Genomic DNA, 24,164 nt, shown 5'->3' with positions numbered 1-24,164 from the left:
CTGACGAAACGATCCGCGTCGGAGCAACCTGAAAATTCCTAGCATGCGCCGTTCCCGATACTACTGCGCCGCGCTTCGTCACTTGACCGTGACGGCGCCCTTCGCGGCGTCGCTGGCGTCATCCTTGCCGTGAGCCGGTTCAGGATGATCACCTTTCGAGCCGTGAAAGATATGCTGGAAAAGTTCCTTGTTCTTTGTGCCATTCAAAAGGTTCCGCAGCGCGGCATCGTCATCCGCGGGCTTGAACGAAAGCACTCGCTTACGGTAGCGCTCCCTGCGTTCGTCGAGCATGTAGCTCGCCGGCAGCGGCAGTTCCCGGCTGCCCCCGTCGAGATCGATGCCCTCGAACGTCAGCAGCCCCGCATCGTGATTGATGAAGCATGCGGGAGGCTTGGTCCGGTCGATCACATAGACGCACTGCTTCTGCAGATTGCCGGCGTCCGGCAGCTTGCCGCGGAAGATCTTGTCCCGCAGGAAAGTGCACATTTCTTCCCAGCACTGCTCGGCGGATTTTCCCTTCGCGCAAGACCGCAAGATTTCGGCCTTCAGAATGTCCTCTGGCACGGCATAGTAAATCGGATAACCGGCCCTCAGGTAAAGTTGTAGTTGCAACACTTCGTAACAGCGCCCCAACGCATGGATCGACGGTACGAGCAAAGACCTTTCATCCGACTCGTCACCTTCGCTGGGTCCGGTCGCCGTCTGGCTGCGAATCGAAGGATGCTCCGGCAGCCCCGAATTCTGCGGTTCCGGTTGTCCGCCGCCCCACAGGATCAGATCGCGAAACAGGATCATCGGCAGGAACGAATGGACGATCAGATCCGTCGAGGCCCGGCGTTTGGCGCGTTCGTTCGCATCGGCTTGCGCCGGCAACGTGGGATGCCACTTGCGCGACGAGCGCACGATATCGCCGATCGCCTTCGCCACGCAGATGCCGTTCGGCAGTCCGCCGCCCTCTTCGTCGGCCCAGGTCTGCACCAGATCCCACGGCTCGCCGATCGGCACGCCGAGGAAGTAGAGACCCAGCGACACCGCGGTCAGCAATTCGACATAGAACTGATTCGCCTGATAAGGCGCTGCGGGAATGCCCCGCATCAACTGCGAGTCGGCGAGCAGCTTCTTGCCCGATCCGACCTTGCACAGTGCACTGGCGCAGGCCTTGAGCCGGTCGACGAGACCGCGCACGTCGCGATCGGCAAGCGGCGACTGCCCGCCGACCAGATGATGCCTGACCATCAACGAAATCGGCGTCGTGAAATTCGAGCGGTCCGTGGTTTTCGTCGGCACCACGATGGACATCACCAGGTCGCTGATGATCTCCAGGTCGGCCAGCATCGCATCGATGGAAGGACTCATCATTCGACCTCCGCTGCTATCTCTTTGATCGACGGATCGTGCTGGCCGTCGATCGTCGCCGTCTGCCCCGGCTTGGACGCGGCGATGATCGCCACGGCATCCCGGATCAAGCCCTTGCAGCGTGCCGCCAGCACTCTCTTGCGAATGCCCGACGGCGCGTCGCCTTCGTTCGCCCATTCCTTGAATCCGAGTCTTTCGAGTATGTGATCCTCGTTCTGTCCGAAGGTGGCCGCGCCGTCCGCGGGTATGGCCTGATGGGCATCGGTCAGGCAGGTGCAGATGTACTCCTCGGCGGTCGGGCCACGCGCCGCCAGCGTTTGAATTTCGCGCTTGGCCCAGCGTGCGAGCGATACCGAGATCTCATCCATGTCGTGCGTCAGGTTGCGCACCTTGACATCCTTGCCGCGATCGTCGCCGAGAATCTGATAGACCGTCCGATCGACCACATGCAGCCACAGCGAGGTCTGCGCAATGCGGATCTTGTGCTCGCACACGAGCTCTTTCGAGTCGCCCTCGAGCGCGCGCCGTACGTGCCACAACACCACGTAATGCCATACGAGGCCAATGAACTTGCCGAAGAAGAGTGCCTTGTCCTGCATCGATTCGCCGTCGAACTCGGGATATTCGAGCGGTGTCACCAGCGTCATCTTCGTGCGCGCGCCTTCCTTCAAGGTCCGATAGAGCGTCGCCGCGGAGCTGTTGCGATACTCGTCCCACGTCTCTCGGGTCCACCATTGCTTGTCGATATCGAAGAAACGATAGATCGAGAAAATGCCTTTTTCCGACTCGTGAAGGTTCGCCGCGCCGCCCTGAGGCGGGTGTGCCGAGCCCGGCTGCAAACGCTTTCTCTCGTCCGCGCGGGACTGGTCCCGATTCGGGTCGCGATAGGCGTCGTAAATCACGCGAAGACCGTAGCGGGTTCCCATCGCGTTATCGATGCTGGCCACCTTGTCGCTGAGTTCCTTGCGGATGGTCTCGAGCACCGCCTCCTGCTCATCGACGAGCTTGCGCTGCTGCTCGAGCGCGGAATAGTGTTCGGCGGCCACGTAGATCGCGGCGAGCGCCAACGCGAGTACGACCGCATCGGTATAGCCCTCCCATATTTCTCCGCCGAACAGCAATACCGCGGGGAAATAGCAGAACACGGGAATCCACCAGCGCGACACGAACCACTTTCGCAGCTTGCCGATTCCCCCCTTCGAACGGGAGATGCTTGCGGGCGCGGGTTCCCCTGCCTCTTCCGCGATGCGTTTGCGCTCTTCGAATTCACGCTCCGCGATTGTCCGCGCCCGCTCTTCCTCGCCACGGCAAATGTGCACGTAGAAAACCAGGAACGTGAAGGCCGTAACCAGCGACGCAAGCAGCCAGCTCTCCCACATGCTGGTGGCGCGCTCCGCGTCGCTGACTTCCTTCATCACCGCGACGACCTTGTTAAGGCACTCGATGCCGAAATGCAAGCAATTCGCATCCGGCACGCGATGCGAAAACGTGAGTACCCAGTAGACGATGCTGCCCGCCACCACCACCATGCCGCCTAGCGCAGTGAGGACGAGCTTTGTTGCACTGGGGCCCTGCTCGACGCGGGAATCGGCTTTGTCGCCGAAGGGTTTGGAGCGGCGATTCTCATCTGACGGCTTTTCCATACGCATTGCCTCCTGACGGGTCAAGAGCACGAGAATGCGGAAACGGTGACGTGTGAACGCACCGTAGGTCGGAAGAGCGCCCGTGATGAGGGCTGAGAGCAGGCTATGCCAGTCGGGACGGGGCTGAACTCTCTATCTAAGATTGCGCCCGGGTGGATGTCAATTGGCGCGCGTGGTCTGTGTGCGCCACACCACAATCGGCACTGGGCGGCTGATGGGTGGGACGTTAAGAGCCGTGATGCCAGGTAGAGCTAAGGGCGCCCGCACTCCGCACAAGTCAGTCGCCATGCCCCGCGCCCAGCGCCGCCAGCGGATGCGCGCCGCCTTGCCACGGCGAGCTCAGGAAATGCCGCACGCGCTCGGGTTGCACATCGGCGAGCGTCGCCGGCGACCAGCGCGGCCGGCGGTCCTTGTCGATCAATTGCGCACGCACACCCTCGCGGAAATCGCCTTCGTCGATCGAGCGCTTCACGATGCCGAGCTCCATCCGGAAGCAGTCGGCGAGCGTCATCTGCCGGCCGCGCAGCAGCGCTTCGCGCGTCACGTGCAGCATCGTCGGCGAATGGGCGCTCAGTGCGTCGTAGGTCGCTTGCAGCCATTGCCGCACCTCGCGCGGCGGCTCGCGTTCGAGATCCTGACGCAGCGTCGCGACGATGCGCTCGACGCCCGAGCGCCGGTCGAAGTGGCGCAGTATCAGTTGCGTCAGCGCGCCGAGCGGCGCGTGCGGCACGATGTTGCACGGCGGCTCGAACACGGCGCGCAGCGCGTCGATGCGCGCGGCGTCCAATGCGTCGTGCGGCATGCGCTGCAAACGTTCCTCGAAGCTCGCGAGCCAGTCGGCCGGCACGCACAGGTCGGCCAGTTGCAGGCGCATCGCATCGGCGCCCGCTAGCGTCGCGCCGGTCAGCCCGACATACAGCGCAAGCTCGGCCGGCATCACGTTCAGAAAGCGGCTCGCGCCGACATCGGGCACGAAGCCGATGCGCGTCTCCGGCATCGCGATGCGGCTGCGCTCGGTCACGATGCGCAGCCGCGCCGCCTGGCCGAGGCCCATGCCGCCGCCCATCGCGATACCGTCGAGCAGCGCGACCACCGGCTTCGGAAACGTGTGCAACGCGTAGTCGAGCCGGTATTCGTCGACGAAGAACGCGAGCCAGCGCGGGTCGCCCTGCGTTGCGAGCCGATGTACCTCGCGCACGTCGCCGCCCGCGCAAAAGCCTTTGTCGCCGGCGCCTTTCAGCACCAGCGCGACGATTCCGGGATCAGTGCGGCATTGCTCGACCAGCACGGCGAGCTCGCGCACCATTGCGTGCGACAGCGCGTTGAGCGCAGCAGGGCGGTTCAGCGTGATGATCGCCACACGGTTGACGACGCGAAACAGCACGTCCGCTTCGGCTTGCGCATTCGGCGCATTGCGCGCTTCGAGCGCAACGCTTTGCAAAGTGCTCATCGCTGCGTCTCCCTTGGTGCATGGCTCGTCTGCCAGCGCGGCGGGCGTTTTTCGAGGAATGCGTTGACGCCCTCGCGCTGATCGGCGCCATCGAACAGATCGACGAAACGCTCGCGTTCGAGCGCGAGCGCGGCGGCGCGCGGCACGCCATGCCGCGCCTGATGGATCAGCTCCTTGCTGAAGCTGACCGCCTGCGGGCTCGAACCGGTGACCCGCTGCGCCATCTTCAGCGCGGCTTCACGCGCGGCGCCGCGCTCCGCCACTTCTTCGACGAGGCCGATGCGCAGCGCGCTCGCCGCATCGACGCGCTCGCCGGTCAGGATCATCCGCTTGGCCCAGCCTTCGCCGACCAGCCACGGCAGCGTCTGCGTGCCGCAGCCGCAAGGCAGCAGGCCGACCGCGGTCTCTGGCAGCGCCAGCACCGCATGCTGCTCGGCGATGCGGATATCGCATGCGAGCGCGCATTCGAGACCGCCGCCCATCGCATAGCCGTTGAGCGCCGCGATCACGACCGGCCGCGCGTTTTGCAGCGTTTCGAACGCCGCGCCGAAACGCGCCGCCGCGGCGCGCGCGACTTCGCGATCGCCGTCGGCGAAGGTGTTCAGATCGGCACCCGCGCTGAAGAACTTCGGGCCGTCGCCGGTGATCACCAGCGCGCGCACGCGCGCATCGGCGTTCAATTGCTCGACGGTGCGCTGCAATTGCAGCAGACCGTCGGGCGTGAAAGCGTTCGCGGGCGGCCGTTTCAACGTGATCAACGCAACGGCGCCGTCGTGCGCGTAATCGAGCTCGATCATTGGGTGCCTCCCTGGCCGTCACCGCCGCGCTCTCGCGAGCGATACAGCTTGATCACCGCCGAAAAGTCCAGACGTCCCGCGCCGTTCGTGCTCATCGTTTGATAAAGCTGCTGCGCGAGCGCGCCGAGATAGACCGGCTGACGCACGCCGCGCGCGGCATCGGTGGCGAGGCCGAGGTCCTTCAGCATCAGGTCGGTGCCGAAGCCGCCGGTATAGCCGCGCGACGAAGGCGCGGTCTCGATCACGCCCGGCATCGGGTTATACGTGTCCGAACTCCAGCAACGCCCGGTCGACGTATTGATGATGCTGCCGAGCACCTTCGTGTCGATGCCGAGCGTCTCGCCGAGCGACATCGCCTCCGCGACGCCCGCCATCGAGATGCCGAGCACCAGGTTGTTGCAGATCTTCGCGACCTGGCCGGTGCCGGTATCGCCGCAATGGACGATGTTTTTTCCCATCGCCAGCAGAACGGGCTTGACCTGCTCGTACGCGCTCGCGCTGCCGCCGACCATGAAGGTCAGCGTGCCCGCCGCCGCGCCGCCCGTGCCGCCCGACACCGGCGCATCGACGAAGCTGTTGCCATGCGCCGCGGCGAGTTCGGCAAACGCCTTCGCGCTGGCGGGATCGATCGTGCTCGAATCGATGATCGGCACGCCCCGCGCGATGCCGGCGAGAATGCCGTCGTCCGCGACGAGCACGCTGCGCACGTGAGCCGCGGCGGGCAGCATCGTGATCACGCATTCGACGTCGCTCGCGGCGGCCTTCGGCGAGCCGGCCGCTTGCGCGCCCGCATCGACGAGCGTGCGCACGGCCTGTGCGCTGAGATCGAACACGTTGAGCGCGTGGCCGGCCTTCAGCAGGTTCAGCGCCATCGGCGCGCCCATGTTGCCGAGTCCGATAAAGCCTATTTTCATGATGTCGTCTCCGTGTGTGCGTGCAATGCGTTCAACGCAGGCGGATCGTCGTGTTGACGCCGTCGCTGACGGTGTCGTCGTCGAACCAGCGCGCGGTGACCGTCTTCGTCTGCGTGTAGAACTGCACGGCCTGCTTGCCGTACGGACCGAGATCGCCGAGTTTCGAGCCGCGCGAGCCGGTGAAGCTGAAAAACGGCACCGGCACCGGAATCGGAATGTTGATGCCGACCTGGCCGATATCGATCTCACTCTGGAACTTGCGCGCCGCCGCGCCGCTTTGCGTAAACAGGCCCACGCCGTTGCCGAACGGGTTCGCGTTCACGAGCGCGATCGCGTCGTCGAGCGTCGCGACGTTGACCACCGCGAGCACCGGTCCGAAGATTTCGGTGCGATAGATTTCCATGTCGGTCGTGACGTCGTTGAATACCGTCGGGCCGATGAAGTTACCCTGCTCATAGCCCCGCACGCTCACATCCCGGCCGTCGAGCGCTAGTGTCGCGCCCTCCTTCACGCCCGCGTCGATCAGACCGAGAATGCGTTGCTTCGCCGCGCGCGACACGACCGGCCCGACATCGGTGCCCGGCTCATGCCCCGCGTTGACCTTCAGCGTCTTCGCCTTAGCGACGAGCTCGGGCAGCCACTCGCGCGCGGCGCCCACCAGCACCGCGACCGAAGTCGCCATGCAGCGCTGACCGGCCGCGCCGAACGCGGCGCCCGCGAGCGCGTTGAGCGTCTGTTCGCGGTTCGCGTCGGGCAGCACCACCGCGTGGTTCTTCGCGCCCATCATCGCTTGCACGCGTTTGCCGTGTTCGCTGCCGAGGCGATACACGTGCGTGCCGACCGCCGTCGAGCCGACGAACGAAATCGCCTTTACCAGTTCATGCGTGCAGAGCGCATCGACCACGTACTTGCCGCCGTGCACGACGTTCAGCACGCCCTTCGGCACGCCGGCTTCGAGCGCAAGTTCGACGAGCTGCATCGTCGACAGCGGGTCTTGCTCGGATGGCTTCAGCACGAAGGTATTGCCGCACACGAGCGCCATCGGGAACATCCACAGCGGGATCATCGCGGGGAAATTGAACGGCGTGATGCCGACACAGACGCCGAGCGGCTGACGCAGCGTGTAGGTGTCCACGCCACCAGCGACGTTCTCGGCGAATTCACCCTGCTGCAACGTGCCGATAGAACACGCGTGCTCGACGACTTCCAGACCGCGGAAGATGTCGCCCTCCGCATCGGGAATCGTCTTGCCCTGCTCCGCTGACAGCGTCTTCGCGATGCGCGGCATATGCTCACGAATCAGCGCCTGGTACTTCAGCATGATGCGCATGCGCGCGCCGATCGGCGTGTGCTTCCACGTTTTGAACGCGGCGTGCGCGCTGCGCACCGCCGCGTCGACTTCCGCGACGGTCGCGAACGGCACGCGCGCGAGCGCCGCCTGGGTGGCCGGGTTCACGATGTCGCGCCACTCGGTCGTCTTCGATTCTACGAACTCGCCGTTAATCAGCAGTTTGACGGTGGCCACGGCGCCGGCGACGTCGCGGCTGGTCTCGTTCGAAGCAAGGGTGCTCATGCTGAAACTCCTGTGCGATGGCCGCGCGGCGGCCGGACAGCGATAGGGAAGGAAAAAACAGTGCCCCGACGCATTGAATCCGAAGCTCGAATTCGACGCGTGCGATTCAGACCGGGGCGGCAAAACCAGCAATGGCGAGGAATGAAGACAGTCAACGCAAGTCGGGGAAATCCTCTTCCCAGTACTCGTCGGGCAGACGCGCGGGTTCGGCCGCACGCTCCATTTCGCGGCGCCGTAACTCGACGCGGCGGATCTTGCCGGAGATCGTCTTCGGCAGTTCGCTGAATTGCAGACGACGAATCCGCTTGTATGGCGCGAGTTTTTCGCGCGAGAACGCGAACACCGCGCGCGCAAGTTCGGGACCGGCCTCATAGCCCTGACGCACGGTGACGAACGCCTTCGGCACCGACAGACGCAACGCGTCCGCGCTCGGCACGACGGCCGCCTCGCCGATCGCTTCGTGTTCGATCAGCACGCTTTCGAGTTCGAACGGACTCAGCCGATAGTCGGACGACTTGAACACATCGTCCGAGCGGCCGACGTACACGTAGTAGCCGTCGTCGCGGCGCAGCGCGACATCCGACGTGCGATAGAAGCCGTTGCGCATCGCCTGAGCGGTCGCGTTCGCATTGTTCGCATAGCCGGTCATCAGGCCGAGCGGCCGTTCGGCGAGCGGCAGCGCGATTTCGCCTTCGGTCACGGGTTGATCGTCGGCATCGAGCAGTTCGACGCGGTAGCCCGGCAGCGGACGCCCCATTGAGCCGGCCACGACCGGCTGGCCCGGCGAATTGCCGATCTGGCAGGTCGTCTCAGTCTGGCCGTAGCCATCGCGGATCGTGATGTCCCACGCGTGCTTGACGCGCTCGATGACCTCCGGATTCAGCGGCTCGCCCGCGCCGACGATCTCGCGCAGCTTCACCGGATAGTCGCCGAGCGGCTCCTGCACGAGCATGCGCCAGACGGTCGGCGGCGCGCACAGCGTGGTCACGTTGAAGCGCACCAGCGCGGCGAGTGTGTCTTTCGGCACGAAGCGCGGGACGTTGAACACGAACACGCAGGCCTGCGCGTTCCACGGCGCGAAGAAGCAGCTCCACGCGTGCTTGGCCCAGCCCGGCGAGCTGATGTTCCAATGGATGTCGCCGGGTTGCAGGCCGATCCAGTACATCGTCGACAGATGCCCGACCGGATAGCTCTGATGCGTATGCTCGACGAGCTTCGGCTTCGACGTGGTGCCGGACGTGAAGTACAGCAGCATCGGATCGCTGGCGTGGGTGATGCCGTCCGGTGTGAAGTCCGGCGACGCCTCGTACGCGCCGGCAACATCGATCCAGCCGTCGCGCGGCGCGCCGACCGAGAAGCGCGTGAGCGGCACATAGAGCGCATCGAATTTGCCCAGCTCCGCGCTGTCGACCACAGCGAACTTCGCGCCGCCGATCTGCACGCGGTCGCGCACGTCGTCGGCGGATAGCTGCGTGGTGGCGGGCAGCACGATCGCGCCGAGCTTCATCGCGGCGAGCATCACGTCCCATAGCTCGACGCGGTTCGGCAGCATCAGCAGCACACGGTCGCCTCGACCGACGCCCGCGCCGCGCAGAAAGTTCGCCATCCGCGACGAGCGCTCCGACATCTGCGCGTACGACAGGCGCAGGCCGTCGCTGGAAGGATCGTCGACGATCCACAGCGCGGGGTTGTCGTTGTCGCGCGCAATCGCGTCGAAGTAGTCGAGCGCCCAATTGAACTCGCCGAGCGCCGGCCACGTGAATTCGCGGTACGCGCGCTCGTAGTCGGTGCGATGGCGCACTAGCAGATCGCGCGCTTCGAGAAAGGCTTTCGCTGCTGTCATCGTCGTCTCCAGGTGGCGCTCTGGGCGCTCAGTTTTTTTGCCGCTGGTTTTTGCCGCTCTTCCGCTCAACGAAGCATCACGGCCAGGCTATTGTGCGCTCAAACGCCGCCCTCAAACATAGCGCGCGATCACCATCCGCTGCACCTCGCTCGTCCCTTCGTAAATCTGCGTGATGCGCGCATCGCGATAGTGGCGCTCCACCGCATAGTCCTCCAGATAGCCGTAGCCGCCATGAATCTGGATCGCGTTCGAGCAGATCTCCTCGGCCAGCTCCGACGCGAACAGCTTCGCCTGCGACGCCTCCGACAGACACGGCCGCCCCGCCGAGCGCAGCCGCGCCGCGTGATGCACGAGCAGGCGCGCGGCGTTCAGGCGCGTCGCCATGTCGGCGAGCATGTTGGCGATGGTCTGATGATCCTTCAGCGGCTTGCCGAACTGTTCGCGCTCGCTCGCGTAGCGGCGCGCGGCATCGAACGCGGCGCGCGCGATCCCGACCGCCTGCGCGGCGATGCCGATGCGCCCCCCTTCGAGATTCGACAGCGCGATGCGCAGACCCTCGCCCGGTTCGCCGAGCAGGTTGGCCTCGGGCACCGCGCAGTGATCGAGCGAGATCGGACAGGTGTCGGACGCGCGAATGCCGAGCTTGTGCTCCGGCCGGCCGACGTTGAAGCCCGGCGTCGTGGTCGGCACGATGAAGGCCGACAGGCCGCGCTTGCCGCGCTCGGGATCGGTGACCGCGAACACGATTGCAAGCCCGGCGCGCGCGCCATTGGTCACGAACTGCTTGCTGCCGTTCAGAATCCACTGCCCGTCGCGCAACTGCGCGCGGGTGCGCAGATTGTTCGCCTCGGAGCCCGCCTGCGGCTCGGTCAGGCAGAACGCGCCGATCGTGCGGCCAGTGGCAAGGTCGCGCAAATAGCGGTCCTTCTGCGCAGCGCTGCCGAAGTTCAGGATCGGCGCGCAGCCGACCGAGTTGTGCACGCTCATCAGCGTCGCGCAGGCCGCGCAGCCGGCTGCGATCTCTTCGAGCGCGAGCGCGTAGGCAACGTAGTCGGTGTAGGAGCCGCCCCACTCGGCCGGCACCATCATGCCCAGAAAACCGAGTTCGCCCATCTGCGCGACGACCTCGGCCGGCAGTTGCGCGTCGCGATCCCATTGCGCCGCATGCGGCGCGAGACAGTCGGTCGCGAAGTCGCGCGCGGCGTCGCGGATCATCCGTTGTTCGTCGGTGTAGAAGCTGTCCATGACTGCGTCCTCGTGGGTGCTGACGGCGGTGCTGGCGATCTCGGTGATGCGGCAAGTGTAGGCAAGCGGCTCCCGCCACTCGATGCTCGCTCCGCTCACATTTGCTGAGCGCTTTTGCCATACTGCTACCATGCGTGTGCATGCGGCCTCGTCATTCAGGGGCTTCACGAACCACGAGCCAACCGATGCTGAGCGCTTTTGCCAGAGAAGCCGAATTCCGATGAAAAACGACAAAGGCACGATCTCCGTCAGTCTCGTCGAGGAAACGCTCGCGCTCGCAACGGCGCGCGGGCTCGATGCGCGAGCGTTCGCCGAGGCGGCCGGCATTGCCGCGCCGATGCTCGCGTCGCCGAAAAGCCGCGTGTCGTCGGCGCAATACGGCGCGCTGTGGGCCGGCATCTCGCGCGCGCTCGACGACGAGTTCTTCGGCCAGGACTCGCATCCGATGAAAAGCGGCAGCTTCATCGCGATGACGCAGATGGCGCTCGGCGCGCGCAACGGCGCGCAAGCGCTCGCGCGCGCGGTCGGTTTCATGCGGCTGGTGCTCGACGATCTCGGCGCGACGATCGACACCGAGGCCGAGCGCGTGCGCCTGAAGTTCGTCGAACGCGCGGGCGCGCGCAAGCCGGCGATGTTCGCTTACGCGACTTATTTCATCCTCGTGTACGGACTCGTCTGCTGGCTCGTCGGCCGGCGCATTCCGTTGCTCGAAGCGCGCTTTCGCTGCGCCGCGCCGCCGGCCGCGCACCAATACCGGCTGATGTTCTGCGAAGACATGCATTTCGACGAGCCCGAGTCGTACGTCGATCTCGACCCCGCGTTTCTTGAACTGCCGGTGATCCAGACTTCGCGCTCGGCGCGCCCGTTTCTGCGCGATGCGCCGGGCAGCTTCATCGTCAAGTACCGCAATCCCGGTTCGCTCGCCGCGCGCGTGCGCAAGACGCTGCGCGCACTGCCGATGTCCGGCTGGCCCGCGGCCGATCAGATGGCCGCGCGGCTGCACGTCGCCGAGGCGACGATGCGGCGGCATCTGAAGCAGGAGGGCCACACGTATCAGTCGATCAAGGACGCGCTGCGGCGCGACATCGCGATTGCCGAACTGCAGCGCACACAGCGCACGATCGCCGATATCGCGAACGCCGTCGGCTTCGCCGAGCCGAGCGCGTTTCATCGCGCGTTCCGCAAATGGACCGGCATGCGCCCGACCGACTATCGGCCGGCCCGGGTCACGGGGCTCGATCTCACGCTTCGCGCCGAATCGGACTAATCTTTAAGCGGCAACCGGCCAGCCTTGATCGAGGTATGGGCCCGCGCCGCCGGTTCGCACCGGCTGGCGCGACGGCCGTCAGCGATGAACACGACTCCGCGTCTCCCGCTCCGGCAGTCCGGTCCGCGCACGCCGCTTATCCGCGGCGGCATCGCGGGCCGTTTGATACGCGGCATCGCCGTGCTCGGCGTGCTGTGCGCGCTCGGCTTCGCGACGTGCGGAGAGCTCGCGCCGCTGCAAGCGGCCAATGCGGCGACACCGGCCAACGTCGGCGCCGTGACCTCGAACAGCGTCGAGGTGATTCCGGTGAACGGCGCGATCGGGCCGGCCACCGCCGATTTCATCGTGCGGGGTTTACAGCGCGCGGAGAGCCAGCACGCGCAGCTCGCGGTGCTGCAACTCGATACGCCCGGCGGACTCGACACGTCGATGCGGCAGATCATCAAGGCGATCCTCGCCTCCCCGGTACCGGTCGCGACCTTCATCGCGCCGAGCGGCGCGCGCGCCGCCAGCGCCGGCACCTACATCGTCTACGCGAGCCATATCGCGGCGATGGCGCCGGGCACCAACCTCGGCGCCGCGACGCCGATCCAGATTGGCATCGGCGGCAACGAGCCGCCCGGTGGCGGCGGCCCGCCGGGAATGCCGGGCACACCTGGAACACCGGGAACGCAGGGCACTCCAGGCACGCCGGGACTGCCGGACATGCGCACGCTGCCCGGCGGCGCTTCCGGGTCCGCGTCCGCGCCTGCGGCACCCGGCGCATCATCCGAAGCCGCCAGCGCGCTGCCGCTCGACACCCAATCGACCGAACTGCGCAAGCAGGTCCACGATGCCGCCGCCTACATCCGCGGCCTCGCGCAGATGCGCGGGCGCAACGCCGACTGGGCCGAGCGCGCGGTCCGCGAAGCGGTCAGCCTGTCCGATGAAGAAGCGCTCGCGCAGCACGTCGTCGATATCGTCGCGCGCGACGTGCCCGACCTGCTGCGCCAGCTGAACGGCCGCACAGTCGTCACGAGCGCCGGACGCGTCACGCTGCAGACCGCGCATGCGCCGCTGATCACGCTCGAACCCGACTGGCGCAGCCGCTTCCTCGCCGTGATCACCGATCCGAGCGTCGCGCTGATTCTGCTGATGCTCGGCATGTACGGCCTGTTCTTCGAATTCGCCAATCCGGGCTTCGTGCTGCCCGGCGTGGTCGGCGCGATCAGCCTGCTGCTCGGCCTGTTCGCGATGCAGATGCTGCCCGTCAGCTATGTCGGCCTCGGGCTGATCTTTCTCGGCATCGCCTTTCTGATCGGCGAAGCGTTCCTGCCGACCTTCGGGTCGCTCGGTTTCGGCGGCGTGGTCGCGTTCGTGGTCGGCGCAATGATGCTGATGGATACCGATGTGCCCGGCTACGGCATCCCGCTGCCGCTGATCGCCGCGGTCGTCGTGTTCAGCGTCGCGTTCGTGCTCGGCGTGTCGCGGCTCGCGCTGCGCGCGCGGCGCCGGCCGGTCGTGACGGGCTCGGAGGCGCTGATCGGCTGCGTCGGCGTGGTGCTGGACGGCGGCTTGCTGCCCGAACCCGAACACTCGGCCAGCGGCCCGCTGGGCGGCTGGGCGCGCGTGCACGGCGAGCGCTGGCGCGTGTCGAGCACGACGCCGGCCGCGCCGGGCCAGAGCGTACGCGTCACGGCGCGCAACGGCCTCACGCTGACCGTGGTGCCCGTCAAGCCGGCCGCCCCAATACAAGGACAAGGAGAACCCTCATGATCGGCTTCACATTCGGATTCGGCAGCATCCTGATCCTGCTCGTGGCCGTGCTGATCGCGTCGTCGGTGCGGATTTTTCGCGAGTACGAGCGCGGCGTCGTGTTCATGCTCGGCCGCTTCTGGAAGGTCAAGGGGCCCGGACTGGTGCTGATCATTCCGATAGTGCAGCAGGCGGTGCGGATGGATTTGCGCACCGTCGTGTTCGACGTGCCGACGCAGGACGTAATCACCCGCGACAACGTGTCGGTGAAGGTGAACGCGGTCGTGTATTTCCGCGTCGTCGATCCGGAGAAGGCGGTGATCCAGGTCGCGCGCTACTTCGAGGCGACCAGCCAGCTGGCGCAAACGACGCTGCGCGCGGTGCTCGGCAAGCACGACCTCGACCAGCTGCTGTCCGAGCGCGAGCAGCTGAACACCGACATCCAGAAGGTGCTCGACGCGCAAACCGATGCGTGGGGCATCAAGGTGTCGATCGTCGAGATCAAGCACGTCGATATCAACGAAACGATGATCCGCGCGATCGCGCGTCAGGCTGAGGCCGAGCGCGAACGGCGCGCCAAGGTGATTCACGCGGAAGGCGAGTTGCAGGCGTCGAGGCAGCTGCTCGAAGCAGCGCAGACGCTGGCGCGCCAGCCGCAGGCGATGCAGCTGCGCTATCTGCAGACGCTGACGACGATCGCCGCCGACAAGAACTCGACGATCGTGTTTCCGCTGCCGGTCGACCTGGTGAGCGCGGTGATGGAACGGTTCAACAAGCCTTCGACGTGATAGGACGAGATTTTGTCAGGACGCCCATTTGGCATCGACTAGCGCCGAAATTTTGAAGTTTTAGCCAAACCCGCCCGCTTCCGCGTTGCTTGCGCTCCGTGGGGAACCCGGCTCGCGGCGGGTTCGATCCGCCGGCAGAAATGGTGCGCTGCTTTTTTCCGCCTCACCCGGCGCGCACCGAAAAACGACCAGGCCCGGCTGTTTTTCCGCTCCGCAGGAGCCCGCCATGAATCTGTTCTCCCGCATTGGACTCGGCGCGCTGGTGGCCGCCGTGAGTATCAGCACCGTCTACGCACAAGCGGTGATGCAGCCCAACGACCCGTCGGCGCCGAAAACGCGCGCCCAGGTCCGCGCCGAACTCATCGAATGGCTTGCCGCCGGCTACGATCCGAACGACTGGGTCAACTATCCGGAGAACGCGCAGGAAGCCGGCCGGATCGTCGCGCAACGCCGCGCAGAGCGGCAAGGCCTCGAACCGACGACAGTGCAGTAAAAGCAGTCGCTGCCGCACCCGCAGCCTGAATGCCGCCCGCCGCGGGCGGCAGGGACACCCTTTGCGTCGCGGCAAGGTATCATCCCGTCCCTCCAACCTCCACGCAGCAAACCAGCCGCACCTAGCCGGAATCCGCACCATGCCAATCTGGGTCGATGCCGACGCCTGCCCGGCCGTCGTCAAGGACATGCTTTATCGGGCGGCGCGCCGCACCGGCATGCCGCTGACGCTGGTCGCCAACGCGTTCCTGCGCGTGCCGCCGTCGCCGCTGATCCGCGCGATCCAGGTGCCGGCCGGCTTCGACGCCGCCGATCAGCTGATCGTCGAGCGCGTCGTCGCGGGCGACCTCGTGATCACCGGCGACATCCCGCTCGCCGCCGCCGTGCTGGCAAAAAATGCCCACGCGCTCGATCCGCGCGGCAACTGGTTCACGCCCGGCACGATCGAAGAACGGCTGCGCATGCGCTCGATGCTCGACCAGTTGCGCGCGAGCGGCGTCGACACGGGCGGTCCGTCCGCCTTCAGCGCGCGGGATGGCAAGACGTTTGCTGGCGAACTCGATCGCTGGCTCGCGCGTCATGCGCCGCGCGGTGATGTGCCGGCGCCACAGTCGCCCGGCAAACCGCCCGCCTGACGGGTCCGAGAGGGCTGCCGGCGCAGCCGCAAGCGACGAGGCGCCGCCGTTGGTGTTTACAATTCCGCCGTAACATCGCCGCGCGGCCCGTTTTGCCGGGCTGCGCGGCGACTGCCTCAATCACAAAAACACTTTCCGAACGACGAAAGAGAAAACCCGCCCCATGGACTCGATCAAACGCTACTTCGGCTTCGACGCCGTCGACACCAACCTGCGCACCGAGGTGCTAGCCGGCGTGACCACCTTCCTGACGATGGCCTACATCATCTTCGTGAACCCGGCGATTCTCGGCGACGCCGGCATGCCGAAGAGCGCGGTGTTCGTCGCGACCTGCATCGTGTCCGCGCTCGCGTCGCTGATCATGGGTCTGTACGCGAACTACCCGATCGCGCTCGCGCCCGGCATGGGCCTGAACGCGTACTTCGCGTACACGGTCGTCAAGGGCCTGGGCTACACGTGGGAAGCCGCGCTCGGCGCGGTGTTCATCTCCGGCTGCCTGTTCCTGATCGTTACGCTGTTCCGCGTGCGCGAGGTGATCGTCAAGGGCATCCCGCATTCGATCCGGATCGCGATCACCGGCGGTATCGGCCTCTTTCTCGCGATCATTTCGCTGAAGTCGGCCGGCGTCGTGGTCGGCAATCCGGCCACGCTCGTCACGCTCGGCAATCTGCACGACGCGCACGTCGTGCTCGCGGCGATCGGCTTCTTCGGCATCGTCACGCTCGATCATCTGCGCGTGCGCGGGGCGATCCTGATCGGTATCGTCGGCGTGACGATCCTGAGCTTTTTCTTTGGCGGCAACCAGTTTCACGGCGTCTTGTCGATGCCGCCGTCGATCGCGCCGACGCTGTTCCAGCTCGATATCCGCACCGCGCTGTCGAGCGGCATTCTGAACGTGGTACTGGTGTTCTTCCTCGTCGAGCTGTTCGATGCGACCGGCACGCTGATGGGCGTCGCGAACCGCGCGGGGCTGCTCGTCGAAGGCAAGATGCATCGGCTGAATCGCGCGCTGCTCGCCGACAGCACCGCGATTCTCGCCGGCTCGATGCTCGGCACGTCGTCGACGACCGCGTATATCGAAAGCGCGTCGGGCGTGCAGGCCGGCGGCCGTACCGGCGCGACCGCGATCACGGTCGCCTTGTTGTTCGTCGCGGCGCTGTTTTTCGCGCCGCTCGCCGAAGTGGTGCCGCCGTATGCGACCGCGCCCGCGCTGCTGTACGTGTCGTGCCTGATGCTGCGCGAACTGGTCGACCTGCCGTGGGACGACGCGACCGAAGTCGTGCCGGCCGCGCTGACCGCGCTGCTGATGCCGTTCACCTACTCGATCGCGAACGGCGTCGCGTTCGGCTTCATCTCGTACGCGGCGCTCAAGCTGCTGACGGGCCAGGCGCGCCGGGTGAAGGTGGTCGTGTGGATCATCGCGGCGATTTTCCTGTTCCGGTATTTCTATCTCGGCAGCGAGTGAGGACGTCGCGCGGTTCGGTTGCGTGGTCGAAAGTGTCGTCGGGTTCGGCGAACGTATATCATCCGATGTTTCGAACGACGATCGATCGGGTCGCGATAGATCGGGTCGCCCCAGGAGCCGCCATGTCCTCATATAACCGCACGACGGACCGCTACACGAGGCCCGCGATTTTCTTCCACTGGATGATTTTTCTGCTGGTCGCGCTGGCCTATCTGGCCATCGAAATCCGCGGACCGCGCGGCTCCGACGGCCGCGAGTTCTGGACCGGAGTGCATTTCTGGGCGGGCACGCTGGTGCTCGTGCTGGCCGTGCTGCGCCTGCTTTGGAGACTGTGGGCCGGCGCGCCCGAGGAACTCGAAAACAGCCGGCTGCTCGCTTTTGTCGCGCGCTCCGCGCACCTCGCGCTCTATGTGTTCATCTTCGCGCAGCCGCTGCTCGGTATCCTGACGGTCAACGCGGGCGGGCGGCCCGTGTCGCTCGCGTGGACGGACATCAGCTTCACGCTGGTGCGTGCGGATTCGATCGCGCGGCCGCTGTTGAAGGACGCACACGAGTGGCTTGGCAACGTGTTCTATTGGGTGATCGGACTGCATGCGCTCGCGGCCATCGCGCACCATGTGGTGTTCAAGGATCGGGCGCTGCGGCGGATCATTTGAAAGCGCTGGAGTTGGCTGCGTGCAGTCAGTTACGCCAGTTCGCCTCATAAAAACGCACGTAGCCGCTTCTGAGCACGAGACACTGCGCGCGCGTTTCCGACAACAGCCGTCGCGTGGCGGCCTCGATGCGCGGCCGGTGCGTGTCGAACGCAACGATCATGTCCTCCTGCCGGGGGGACGCGGCGCCGAAGTGATCCTCGAGCGCTTCCGCGGTGATCATGCACTCCACCCTCTGCCCATCGACCATTGCCGGAAACGCCAAGGTAAGTTCGCGACCTGAATATTCAGGGGCTTCGTTCGGAAATTGGATCTGCATGGGAGTCACCTGGAAGAGTGCGCGTACGATGCGCTCGGGTAATGCACGCGCTGATTGCTCGCTATCGCGCCAGCCGCTCGTTCCTCCTTGTCCAATGCAGTCGACGCGGGCCGTCATCTCAGCGCGGCATAGTCAGTTCGCGCCACGCGGAGGTGAATTGATTCACTTTAGACGAGTTCGGGCCAGGTGCAAGATTTCCCCGATTTTTTCTTGACAACACGACTGATTTGCCTATGTTGCAGCGCAATATCAAGCGGCGTCCGATCCCGTGTAAAGTGTCGCGCACAAAGTAACCAACCTGACGATGTCCGCCCCCACCCGCCCGCCTGTAGTTCGCGTCGAACCGCTCGGCCAGAGCTTCGAAGCGCCCGATTCGCTGACGATTCTCGAAGCCGCCGCTTTCGCGAATCTGCGTTTGCCGCGTTCGTGCCGCAACGGCACCTGCCGCACATGCTTGTGCCGGATGACGTCCGGGCGGGTGCGCTATTCGATTGAATGGCCCGGTGTGAGCCGTGAGGAAAAGGCGGACGGTTATATCCTGCCGTGCGTGGCGATCGCGGAGACCGACGTGGTGATCGAAGTGCCGGATGCGGTCGTGATACCGGTGGGGTGAATGATGGCGCGAGCGTGAGCGCGACGCGCCCACACTCGCCGACGCTTCAGACGCCGCGTGTTACCGCCCATTGCCCATTGCGCGGGCGATTTTCTTGTCCGTGTTGTACTGGCTCAGCGCATACACCGACCAGATGGCCGCCGGCACCCAGCCGATCACCGTGATTTGCAGAATTAGGCAGATGATGCCCGCAAACGGACGGCCGATCGTGAAAAACTGCAACCACGGCAGAATGATGGCAAGCAAAAGACGCATTCGGTTTTCCTGTTCCTGTCGTTAAGGCAGCATGCGTTAGTCCGAGCGGGACGCATCTGCTTCGTTGTTGAACTCATCGAGCGGCGCGAAGCGCGGCACCTTGACGCCGTCCTGCTCGACCAGCTCGAAAAACACCGTCGCTGGACGGGTCCAGATCGTACCATTGACCGCCTTGTAGACGATCATCGTGACCGTCGGATCCGATTCGAGCGTGGCCTCGCAGACCAGTTCGTAAAGGCCGCCTTTGTAGTGTCGGTAGCGCATCGCGTATGTCCTTATTTTGGGCGTCATCGAAGCATTTTCAAGCACCGCGCGCCTGAGCTCAGCCGCCCTCTTTCATCTGCTTCAGGATCTTGTAGACGGTCGCGCGACCCATCGTCAGCACCGCGGCCACGTAGTTCGCCGAGCTGCGGCCACGAAACGCGCCCTGCGCGTGCAGCGCTTCGACGATTTCACGCTTGTGCTCGCGCGTCAGCGCATTGATGCCGATCTGCCGGTCGCGCAACCACGTGTGCAGATATGTGTTGATGCGGTCCTGCCAGTCGTCGCGGAACAGATCGTCGCCTGGCGCGTTCGTCATCGTGCCGCCCTTGATGAACAGATCGAGCGTCGAGCGCACGTCTTCGAACACCGCGATGTTGAAGTTCACGCACAGGATGCCGGCGGGCTTGCCATCGTCGTCGAGCAGGATGTTGCTCACGCAGCGCATGCGGCGCCCGTCCCAGTTCAGTTTCTCGTAGGGACCGATGGTCTGGCCGCGCGCCGCGAAGTGCGCGTCGTCGAGCACCGACGGCGCGCCCACCTCGAGCCGCGACAGATTATTCGCCAGATACGCGATGGTCTGATCGCGCAGATCGTGAATCACCACTTCGGCGCACGGATAGAGCAGCGCGGCGATGCCGTCGGCAATCGGCGCGTAGCGCTTTAACAGCAGGTCTTTGACAGGAGACACGTTCGGGTTGCGCAAGGAAAAAACGCGAGGTTCGAAGGAGGCGGCGCGCGATCGCGAATGCCGACGATGCCAGATGCCAGCAGCAGGCTTCGGCGCGCACGCTCGGTCCGCCATTCAGGAAGCCGCCATTGTAGCGGCCTCGCGCTGGCGCCGCGAATCGCCCCCGGACGGCAATTTTGTCGACCTCGCGAGCGCATTTTTTTCGTGCGATAAACGCTGAACCACCGACATCCAACCGAACCGAACGGAGCCGACCGATGGCCACACTCGAAGCGCTTCGCGCCGTGCTCGACGACACGCGTACGCCAGAGATCATTCGCAATCACGTCATCGACTCGCTGCAGTACGCACTGCGCAACTATGGTCAGGTCTTCACGGCGAAGGAAGTCGAATGGCTGGCCGGTTGGGACGATGCGCGCTTGCCGCTGGCGGCCGCGCGCGAATTGCAGAAGCGCGTCGCCGAGACGTCGCGCTGACCCCCGCAAAGCCCCGCCAGGCGGGCGTTGCGGGCGTGCACTGAAGTTTGCACTATCCAATCAGCCCTATTTCAGGCATCATATTGCAATAGTTGCACCTCGCACCCATATAGCACTGGCAGCACCAGGCAGTCTCAACCCGGCATCTCCGCACCACCCCCGACAGTTCGACCGCCCCTTATCGGCGATCCCGTCACTCCGGCAATGCGCCGTCCGCATTCGCCGCCGCGAGAAGTACACCGAGCGGTCGTTCAGCATCATGCGTCCGGCGCACGAATTGGCGCGCCGCTTCAGCGTTTTCGGTCGAATCCGCGTTTTCGCGCGACCGCTCGAGCCATTGTCATTGAGCCCGCCGGGTCTAGCAGGCCTGTGCCAACCATTTTCATCGCGGCGCGCCCATCGGGTGCTGCGCCGCCGGTCCGCGTCGCGACGCCTCGAGCAGACGTTGCCGGAAGCAGCGCCCCGCACGCGGCGCGCGGACCACGCAATACAGGACACGTTTTCATGAATTCAGCAGTCAAGACCTACAAGGGTTACGAAATTCACCCGCTCGTTTATCCGCGCCGCCCGCCGGGCGCGCAAGCGGCGCGCAATCCTGGCGCCGGTTACGACGCATCGGTGCGCATCTGCCGCGTCGGCGCCAATCCGGCGGCCGACGGCCGGGTGTTCCGTCTGCAGTATCTGTTTCCGTTCGACGGCATGGGCAAGGCGCGCATCGCGTGCATGGCGCATGCGGAACGGCTGATCGACGGCCAGGTGAGCGGTCAATCGGTCACCGATCTTTGAGCGGCGTCATCGGCGCGTCACTCATGTCGCGCAGCGTGCGTTTGGGCGCCGCTGCTTTTCCAATGAATCCACAGTCGCGCCGCTCGCAATGCCCGCGGCCGATTTCCCCTTTATCCCATCGACCAGGAGTGATGCATGGCGAAAGAAGAACTGATTGAACTTGACGGTATCGTCGACGAAGTGCTTCCGGATAGCCGCTACCGCGTGACGCTCGACAACGGCGTCGTGGTGGGCGCTTATGCGTCCGGACGGATGCGCAAGAACCATATCCGTATTCTCGCGGGCGATCGCGTGACGCTCGAAATGTCGGTCTACGACCTGACCAAGGGGCGGATCAATTTCCGCCACAAGGACGAACGCCCGAGCGGTGGCGGTGCGCCACGACCGGCGTCGCAGGGTGCCCGGCGTAGATAAGCGGTAGTGACGGCGCCGCCCTGCGGACCTGCGATGCCATGCAGGTGACGCGGGCAGCCCGCCCGAACCTCGAGAGTCAGCGCGAGGCCCTGCAGACTCGCGCCCCACCTTCGGCTCCGCGTTCTGCTCGAACGAACGCGCGGCGTCTTGACCGGAATCTGGCGGCGCGCCGCTTCGGCGACCCACGCACGTCGCAGCGTCTCGCTAAACTCCGAACACCGCCCCCAGATCCTCCCCATCCGCGCTTTTGCGCACCTGCTCGACCACCCGCTCCTCCAGCTCCGACAGATGCTCGCGCATTGCCGTCAACGCGGCTTGCAGGTCGCCGGCATCGAGTGCGTCGATGATCCGCGCATGCTCATCGGCGGAACAACTCGAACCCTTCGACGGATCGAACAGCGCCTTGTACAGCTCGGTCTTCGCGACCAGTTGCCCGACCAGTCCAAGCAACTCGGTGCCGCCCGCCAGCTCCGTCAGCAGCACGTGAAACTGGCCGGCGAGGCGCACGGATTCATTGATGGCGCCCGCGCGCAGCGCCTTTTCCTCGCTGCGCACATGCGCGCGCAAGCGCCGTTTATGCGCGGCGCTCAGCGCACCGCAAAGCGATGCGACGATGCCCGCCTCGACTATCTGCCGCGCCCGATACACCTGGCGAATGTCCTCCTCCGACGGCGACGGCACGAACGCGCCGCGATTCGCCTCGAGCACGAGCTTGCCCTCGAAGCCTAGCCGCGCGAGCACCTTGCGCAGCGCGCCGCGGGTGCAGCCGAACGCGGCCGCGAGATCGCGCTCGACCAGTTGCGCACCGGGCCGCAAACGCCCCTGCAGCAGGGCCGAGGTAATCGACGCATAAATGCGCTCTTCGACGCTCGGCGAGGCGTCGCCGCTCGCGGATGAAGCGGATGAAGCGGATTCGGCGGAGGAAGAACGCGGGGAACGCGCAGCCATGATTTCAGTAACCGTGGATGGTGGAAAACAAAGAACGGAACAACGCCGCAGCGTTCTAGCGATGCCCCGCGCACGACGCCAATCTGCCTGGCTACGCCGCCGCTTATACCGGACATTCACGCAAATGGTTAACCATATTCGGTTACTATGGTTGACCAAAACGGAGACTGCAACGTTTTCCGCAGTCCGGCTCCCAGGCTCGCCATGAATTTGCCCACCTGCGCTACTCCCCACAGTACCTCCGCAAACCGCGCCCGCGCCGCGCTCACATGGCACGACCTCGCGTGGCTCGGCGCGATCGTCGTGATCGGCATCAATCTGCGGCCATTGCTGACCTCGATCAGCCCGTTGATGACGACGATTCGCGACGCGACCGGCCTGAGCTTCTACGGCGCGTCATTGCTGACCAGCCTGCCGGTCGTCGCGATGGGCGTCGGCGCATTCGGCGCGGCGGCGTTGACGCGCGGCGTCGGCGAAACGCGCGGAGTCGCGCTCGGCCTCGTCGCGATCGCGCTTGCATGCGCGGCGCGCTGGCTGGCGTCGAGCGGCTTCACGCTGCTCTCGACGGCGCTGCTCGCGGGCGCTGGCGTCGCCGCGATTCAGGCGCTGCTGCCCGCCGTCATCAAGCAGCGTTTCCACGCCCGCGTGCCACTCGCGATGGGCGTGTTCTCCGCGTCGATCATGGGCGGCGGCGGCCTCGGCGCGAGTCTGAGTCCGTGGGTCAGCCGCGCGATGCATTCCTGGCATGCGGGGCTCGCGGTGTGGGCGCTGCCGGCCTGCGTCGCGCTCACGGGCTGGTGGCTGTTGACGCGGCGGCATGCCGTGGTCCACATCGCCGTGCGCACCTCTGCCGTGCCCGCGCCGGCCTTCTCGCCGTGGACCACTCAGCGCGCGTGGACGCTCGGCCTCTACTTCGGCATCGTCAACGGCGGTTATACGAGTCTGGTCGCGTGGCTGCCGGCGTTCTATCAGCAGCGCGGCATGAGCGTTTCAGCGAGCGGCTCGCTGCTCGCCGCGATGACGGTCTTCCAGGCCACGTCGGCGTTGCTGCTGCCGCTGGCCGCCGCGTCGTTCCGCGATCGCCGACCGTGGTTGCTGCTCGGGCTATCGGCGCAACTGGCTGGCGTTCTAGGCCTGATCGCACTGCCCGACGCCGCGCCGCTGCTATGGGTCGGCATCGCGGGCGCGGGGCTCGGCGGCGTGTTTTCGCTGACGCTCGTGACCGCGATGGATCATTCGAGCGATCATCGCGTGGCCGGCCCGCTGGTCGCGTTCACGCAGGGCGTCGGCTTTATCGTCGCGGCCGTCACGCCGCTCGTCGCCGGCATCGTACGCGGCTGGAGCGGCGGGTTCGCCGCCGCGTGGATCATGCTCGGCGGCTGCATCGCCGCGATGATGGCGGTGACCTTGCAGTTTTCTCCACGCAGTTATTCGCGCTGGCTTTGAGGCTTTGAGCCTTTGAGCCTTCGACCGTTTCGTACGCGATGCGCCGCTTCGGTGCATCGGGCGTCCGCTGTCCCGCGTGCCCCGTGCCGGTGCAGCGCGA

25 protein-coding genes are annotated in these 24,164 nt (G+C 65.6%); 12 read left to right on the top strand and 13 right to left on the bottom strand.

Annotation, left to right across the window (positions count from 1 at the left end; genetic code table 11):
- Nucleotides 1-78: 78 nt before the first annotated feature.
- The 8 genes from AB3X86_RS11700 to AB3X86_RS11665 all read right to left on the bottom strand — a co-directional run bounded on the left by AB3X86_RS11700 (nt 79) and on the right by AB3X86_RS11665 (nt 10,821).
- Complete coding sequence (locus AB3X86_RS11700) at nt 79-1,359, bottom strand: hypothetical protein (RefSeq protein ID WP_368596094.1); 1,281 nt, start codon at nt 1,357-1,359, stop codon at nt 79-81.
- Nucleotides 1,356-2,999, bottom strand: a complete 1,644-nt coding sequence (locus AB3X86_RS11695) for a hypothetical protein (RefSeq protein ID WP_368596093.1) — start codon at nt 2,997-2,999, stop codon at nt 1,356-1,358. The genes AB3X86_RS11700 and AB3X86_RS11695 overlap by 4 nt, the downstream gene beginning before the upstream one ends.
- 277 nt (nt 3,000-3,276) lie before the next feature.
- On the bottom strand, nt 3,277-4,449 hold the full coding sequence (locus AB3X86_RS11690) for an enoyl-CoA hydratase/isomerase family protein (RefSeq protein WP_368596092.1): 1,173 nt from the start codon (nt 4,447-4,449) through the stop codon (nt 3,277-3,279).
- Nucleotides 4,446-5,246 (bottom strand): enoyl-CoA hydratase, encoded by an 801-nt coding sequence (locus AB3X86_RS11685; RefSeq protein WP_368596091.1) that lies wholly within the window; start codon nt 5,244-5,246, stop codon nt 4,446-4,448. The genes AB3X86_RS11690 and AB3X86_RS11685 overlap by 4 nt, the downstream gene beginning before the upstream one ends.
- The gene (gene mmsB, locus AB3X86_RS11680; RefSeq protein ID WP_368596090.1) at nt 5,243-6,160 is read right to left on the bottom strand and encodes a 3-hydroxyisobutyrate dehydrogenase; all 918 of its coding nucleotides are present in this window, start codon (nt 6,158-6,160) and stop codon (nt 5,243-5,245) included. Before mmsB ends, AB3X86_RS11685 begins: the two co-directional genes overlap by 4 nt.
- A gap of 31 nt (nt 6,161-6,191) precedes the next feature.
- Nucleotides 6,192-7,733: a CoA-acylating methylmalonate-semialdehyde dehydrogenase gene (locus AB3X86_RS11675; protein WP_368596089.1), complete on the bottom strand. Its 1,542-nt coding sequence runs from the start codon at nt 7,731-7,733 to the stop codon at nt 6,192-6,194.
- A 151-nt stretch (nt 7,734-7,884) separates the two neighbouring features.
- Complete coding sequence (locus tag AB3X86_RS11670; protein WP_368596088.1) at nt 7,885-9,576, bottom strand: AMP-binding protein; 1,692 nt, start codon at nt 9,574-9,576, stop codon at nt 7,885-7,887.
- A gap of 111 nt (nt 9,577-9,687) precedes the next feature.
- Nucleotides 9,688-10,821, bottom strand: coding sequence for an acyl-CoA dehydrogenase family protein (locus AB3X86_RS11665; protein ID WP_368596087.1), 1,134 nt, complete (start codon nt 10,819-10,821; stop codon nt 9,688-9,690).
- A gap of 220 nt (nt 10,822-11,041) precedes the next feature.
- Between AB3X86_RS11665 and AB3X86_RS11660 the strand changes: the two genes are divergently transcribed.
- From AB3X86_RS11660 to AB3X86_RS11630, 7 genes are all read left to right on the top strand, one after another.
- Entirely contained in the window at nt 11,042-12,088 is a 1,047-nt protein-coding gene (locus AB3X86_RS11660; RefSeq protein WP_368596086.1) for an AraC family transcriptional regulator ligand-binding domain-containing protein, read from the top strand.
- Nucleotides 12,089-12,172: 84 nt separating this feature from the next.
- On the top strand, nt 12,173-13,843 hold the full coding sequence (locus tag AB3X86_RS11655) for a nodulation protein NfeD (RefSeq protein WP_368596085.1): 1,671 nt from the start codon (nt 12,173-12,175) through the stop codon (nt 13,841-13,843).
- Complete coding sequence (locus tag AB3X86_RS11650; protein ID WP_176123913.1) at nt 13,840-14,610, top strand: slipin family protein; 771 nt, start codon at nt 13,840-13,842, stop codon at nt 14,608-14,610. Before AB3X86_RS11655 ends, AB3X86_RS11650 begins: the two co-directional genes overlap by 4 nt.
- Before the next feature lie 226 nt (nt 14,611-14,836).
- Nucleotides 14,837-15,103, top strand: a complete 267-nt coding sequence (locus tag AB3X86_RS11645; protein WP_176106201.1) for a DUF4148 domain-containing protein — start codon at nt 14,837-14,839, stop codon at nt 15,101-15,103.
- 139 nt (nt 15,104-15,242) lie between these two features.
- Nucleotides 15,243-15,737 carry a YaiI/YqxD family protein gene (locus AB3X86_RS11640; RefSeq protein ID WP_176106202.1) on the top strand — a complete coding sequence of 165 codons (495 nt, stop codon included), beginning with the start codon at nt 15,243-15,245 and terminating at the stop codon, nt 15,735-15,737.
- Between the two features lie 163 nt (nt 15,738-15,900).
- Nucleotides 15,901-17,202: an NCS2 family permease gene (locus AB3X86_RS11635; RefSeq protein ID WP_368596084.1), complete on the top strand. Its 1,302-nt coding sequence runs from the start codon at nt 15,901-15,903 to the stop codon at nt 17,200-17,202.
- Nucleotides 17,203-17,324: 122 nt separating this feature from the next.
- Nucleotides 17,325-17,858, top strand: coding sequence for a cytochrome b (locus AB3X86_RS11630; protein WP_368596083.1), 534 nt, complete (start codon nt 17,325-17,327; stop codon nt 17,856-17,858).
- Nucleotides 17,859-17,883: 25 nt separating this feature from the next.
- Here the strand turns inward: AB3X86_RS11630 and AB3X86_RS11625 are convergent, their stop codons facing one another.
- Nucleotides 17,884-18,174, bottom strand: a complete 291-nt coding sequence (locus AB3X86_RS11625) for a DUF1488 domain-containing protein (protein ID WP_013092011.1) — start codon at nt 18,172-18,174, stop codon at nt 17,884-17,886.
- Between the two features lie 304 nt (nt 18,175-18,478).
- Between AB3X86_RS11625 and AB3X86_RS11620 the strand changes: the two genes are divergently transcribed.
- On the top strand, nt 18,479-18,787 hold the full coding sequence (locus AB3X86_RS11620) for a 2Fe-2S iron-sulfur cluster-binding protein (RefSeq protein ID WP_176106205.1): 309 nt from the start codon (nt 18,479-18,481) through the stop codon (nt 18,785-18,787).
- Nucleotides 18,788-18,847: 60 nt separating this feature from the next.
- Here the strand turns inward: AB3X86_RS11620 and AB3X86_RS11615 are convergent, their stop codons facing one another.
- From AB3X86_RS11615 to AB3X86_RS11605, 3 genes are read right to left on the bottom strand one after another with little or no spacing between them, the layout of a single operon-like run.
- Nucleotides 18,848-19,042 carry a YqaE/Pmp3 family membrane protein gene (locus AB3X86_RS11615; RefSeq protein WP_013092013.1) on the bottom strand — a complete coding sequence of 65 codons (195 nt, stop codon included), beginning with the start codon at nt 19,040-19,042 and terminating at the stop codon, nt 18,848-18,850.
- 36 nt (nt 19,043-19,078) lie between these two features.
- On the bottom strand, nt 19,079-19,306 hold the full coding sequence (locus AB3X86_RS11610; RefSeq protein ID WP_368596082.1) for a DUF1653 domain-containing protein: 228 nt from the start codon (nt 19,304-19,306) through the stop codon (nt 19,079-19,081).
- A gap of 58 nt (nt 19,307-19,364) precedes the next feature.
- A complete protein-coding gene (locus tag AB3X86_RS11605) occupies nt 19,365-20,009 on the bottom strand; it encodes a transcriptional regulator (protein WP_368596081.1) in 645 nt (214 codons plus the stop codon).
- A gap of 242 nt (nt 20,010-20,251) precedes the next feature.
- Here AB3X86_RS11605 and AB3X86_RS11600 point away from each other — a divergent pair, with 242 nt between their 5' ends.
- From AB3X86_RS11600 to infA, 3 genes are all read left to right on the top strand, one after another.
- Nucleotides 20,252-20,470, top strand: a complete 219-nt coding sequence (locus tag AB3X86_RS11600; protein ID WP_176106207.1) for a hypothetical protein — start codon at nt 20,252-20,254, stop codon at nt 20,468-20,470.
- 504 nt (nt 20,471-20,974) lie between these two features.
- Nucleotides 20,975-21,256, top strand: a complete 282-nt coding sequence (locus tag AB3X86_RS11595) for a hypothetical protein (RefSeq protein WP_368596080.1) — start codon at nt 20,975-20,977, stop codon at nt 21,254-21,256.
- Between the two features lie 135 nt (nt 21,257-21,391).
- Complete coding sequence (gene infA, locus AB3X86_RS11590; RefSeq protein WP_008924062.1) at nt 21,392-21,670, top strand: translation initiation factor IF-1; 279 nt, start codon at nt 21,392-21,394, stop codon at nt 21,668-21,670.
- A 204-nt stretch (nt 21,671-21,874) separates the two neighbouring features.
- On the opposite strand, the gene AB3X86_RS11585 is transcribed toward infA, so the two are convergent.
- Nucleotides 21,875-22,618, bottom strand: a complete 744-nt coding sequence (locus AB3X86_RS11585) for a GntR family transcriptional regulator (protein ID WP_368596079.1) — start codon at nt 22,616-22,618, stop codon at nt 21,875-21,877.
- 204 nt (nt 22,619-22,822) lie between these two features.
- Here AB3X86_RS11585 and AB3X86_RS11580 point away from each other — a divergent pair, with 204 nt between their 5' ends.
- Nucleotides 22,823-24,064, top strand: coding sequence for a cyanate transporter (locus tag AB3X86_RS11580; protein WP_368596078.1), 1,242 nt, complete (start codon nt 22,823-22,825; stop codon nt 24,062-24,064).
- Nucleotides 24,065-24,164 lie beyond the last annotated feature (100 nt).

Origin of the sequence: Paraburkholderia sp. BR14374 (genome assembly GCF_040948685.1) — a bacterium.
Classification (GTDB): Bacteria; Pseudomonadota; Gammaproteobacteria; order Burkholderiales; family Burkholderiaceae; genus Paraburkholderia; species Paraburkholderia youngii.
This window is presented reverse-complemented; position numbering and strand designations above follow the sequence as displayed.

What these genes read in the sequence shown, in the direction of transcription:
- AB3X86_RS11700 (WP_368596094.1), bottom strand. Translation starts at nt 1,359, where the DNA reads ATGATGAGTCCTTCCATCGATGCGATGCTGGCCGACCTGGAGATCATC.
- AB3X86_RS11695 (WP_368596093.1), bottom strand. Translation starts at nt 2,999, where the DNA reads ATGGAAAAGCCGTCAGATGAGAATCGCCGCTCCAAACCCTTCGGCGAC.
- AB3X86_RS11690 (WP_368596092.1), bottom strand. Translation starts at nt 4,449, where the DNA reads ATGAGCACTTTGCAAAGCGTTGCGCTCGAAGCGCGCAATGCGCCGAAT.
- AB3X86_RS11685 (WP_368596091.1), bottom strand. Translation starts at nt 5,246, where the DNA reads ATGATCGAGCTCGATTACGCGCACGACGGCGCCGTTGCGTTGATCACG.
- mmsB (WP_368596090.1), bottom strand. Translation starts at nt 6,160, where the DNA reads ATGAAAATAGGCTTTATCGGACTCGGCAACATGGGCGCGCCGATGGCG.
- AB3X86_RS11675 (WP_368596089.1), bottom strand. Translation starts at nt 7,733, where the DNA reads ATGAGCACCCTTGCTTCGAACGAGACCAGCCGCGACGTCGCCGGCGCC.
- AB3X86_RS11670 (WP_368596088.1), bottom strand. Translation starts at nt 9,576, where the DNA reads ATGACAGCAGCGAAAGCCTTTCTCGAAGCGCGCGATCTGCTAGTGCGC.
- AB3X86_RS11665 (WP_368596087.1), bottom strand. Translation starts at nt 10,821, where the DNA reads ATGGACAGCTTCTACACCGACGAACAACGGATGATCCGCGACGCCGCG.
- AB3X86_RS11660 (WP_368596086.1), top strand. Translation starts at nt 11,042, where the DNA reads ATGAAAAACGACAAAGGCACGATCTCCGTCAGTCTCGTCGAGGAAACG.
- AB3X86_RS11655 (WP_368596085.1), top strand. Translation starts at nt 12,173, where the DNA reads ATGAACACGACTCCGCGTCTCCCGCTCCGGCAGTCCGGTCCGCGCACG.
- AB3X86_RS11650 (WP_176123913.1), top strand. Translation starts at nt 13,840, where the DNA reads ATGATCGGCTTCACATTCGGATTCGGCAGCATCCTGATCCTGCTCGTG.
- AB3X86_RS11645 (WP_176106201.1), top strand. Translation starts at nt 14,837, where the DNA reads ATGAATCTGTTCTCCCGCATTGGACTCGGCGCGCTGGTGGCCGCCGTG.
- AB3X86_RS11640 (WP_176106202.1), top strand. Translation starts at nt 15,243, where the DNA reads ATGCCAATCTGGGTCGATGCCGACGCCTGCCCGGCCGTCGTCAAGGAC.
- AB3X86_RS11635 (WP_368596084.1), top strand. Translation starts at nt 15,901, where the DNA reads ATGGACTCGATCAAACGCTACTTCGGCTTCGACGCCGTCGACACCAAC.
- AB3X86_RS11630 (WP_368596083.1), top strand. Translation starts at nt 17,325, where the DNA reads ATGTCCTCATATAACCGCACGACGGACCGCTACACGAGGCCCGCGATT.
- AB3X86_RS11625 (WP_013092011.1), bottom strand. Translation starts at nt 18,174, where the DNA reads ATGCAGATCCAATTTCCGAACGAAGCCCCTGAATATTCAGGTCGCGAA.
- AB3X86_RS11620 (WP_176106205.1), top strand. Translation starts at nt 18,479, where the DNA reads ATGTCCGCCCCCACCCGCCCGCCTGTAGTTCGCGTCGAACCGCTCGGC.
- AB3X86_RS11615 (WP_013092013.1), bottom strand. Translation starts at nt 19,042, where the DNA reads ATGCGTCTTTTGCTTGCCATCATTCTGCCGTGGTTGCAGTTTTTCACG.
- AB3X86_RS11610 (WP_368596082.1), bottom strand. Translation starts at nt 19,306, where the DNA reads ATGCGCTACCGACACTACAAAGGCGGCCTTTACGAACTGGTCTGCGAG.
- AB3X86_RS11600 (WP_176106207.1), top strand. Translation starts at nt 20,252, where the DNA reads ATGGCCACACTCGAAGCGCTTCGCGCCGTGCTCGACGACACGCGTACG.
- AB3X86_RS11595 (WP_368596080.1), top strand. Translation starts at nt 20,975, where the DNA reads ATGAATTCAGCAGTCAAGACCTACAAGGGTTACGAAATTCACCCGCTC.
- infA (WP_008924062.1), top strand. Translation starts at nt 21,392, where the DNA reads ATGGCGAAAGAAGAACTGATTGAACTTGACGGTATCGTCGACGAAGTG.
- AB3X86_RS11585 (WP_368596079.1), bottom strand. Translation starts at nt 22,618, where the DNA reads ATGGCTGCGCGTTCCCCGCGTTCTTCCTCCGCCGAATCCGCTTCATCC.
- AB3X86_RS11580 (WP_368596078.1), top strand. Translation starts at nt 22,823, where the DNA reads ATGAATTTGCCCACCTGCGCTACTCCCCACAGTACCTCCGCAAACCGC.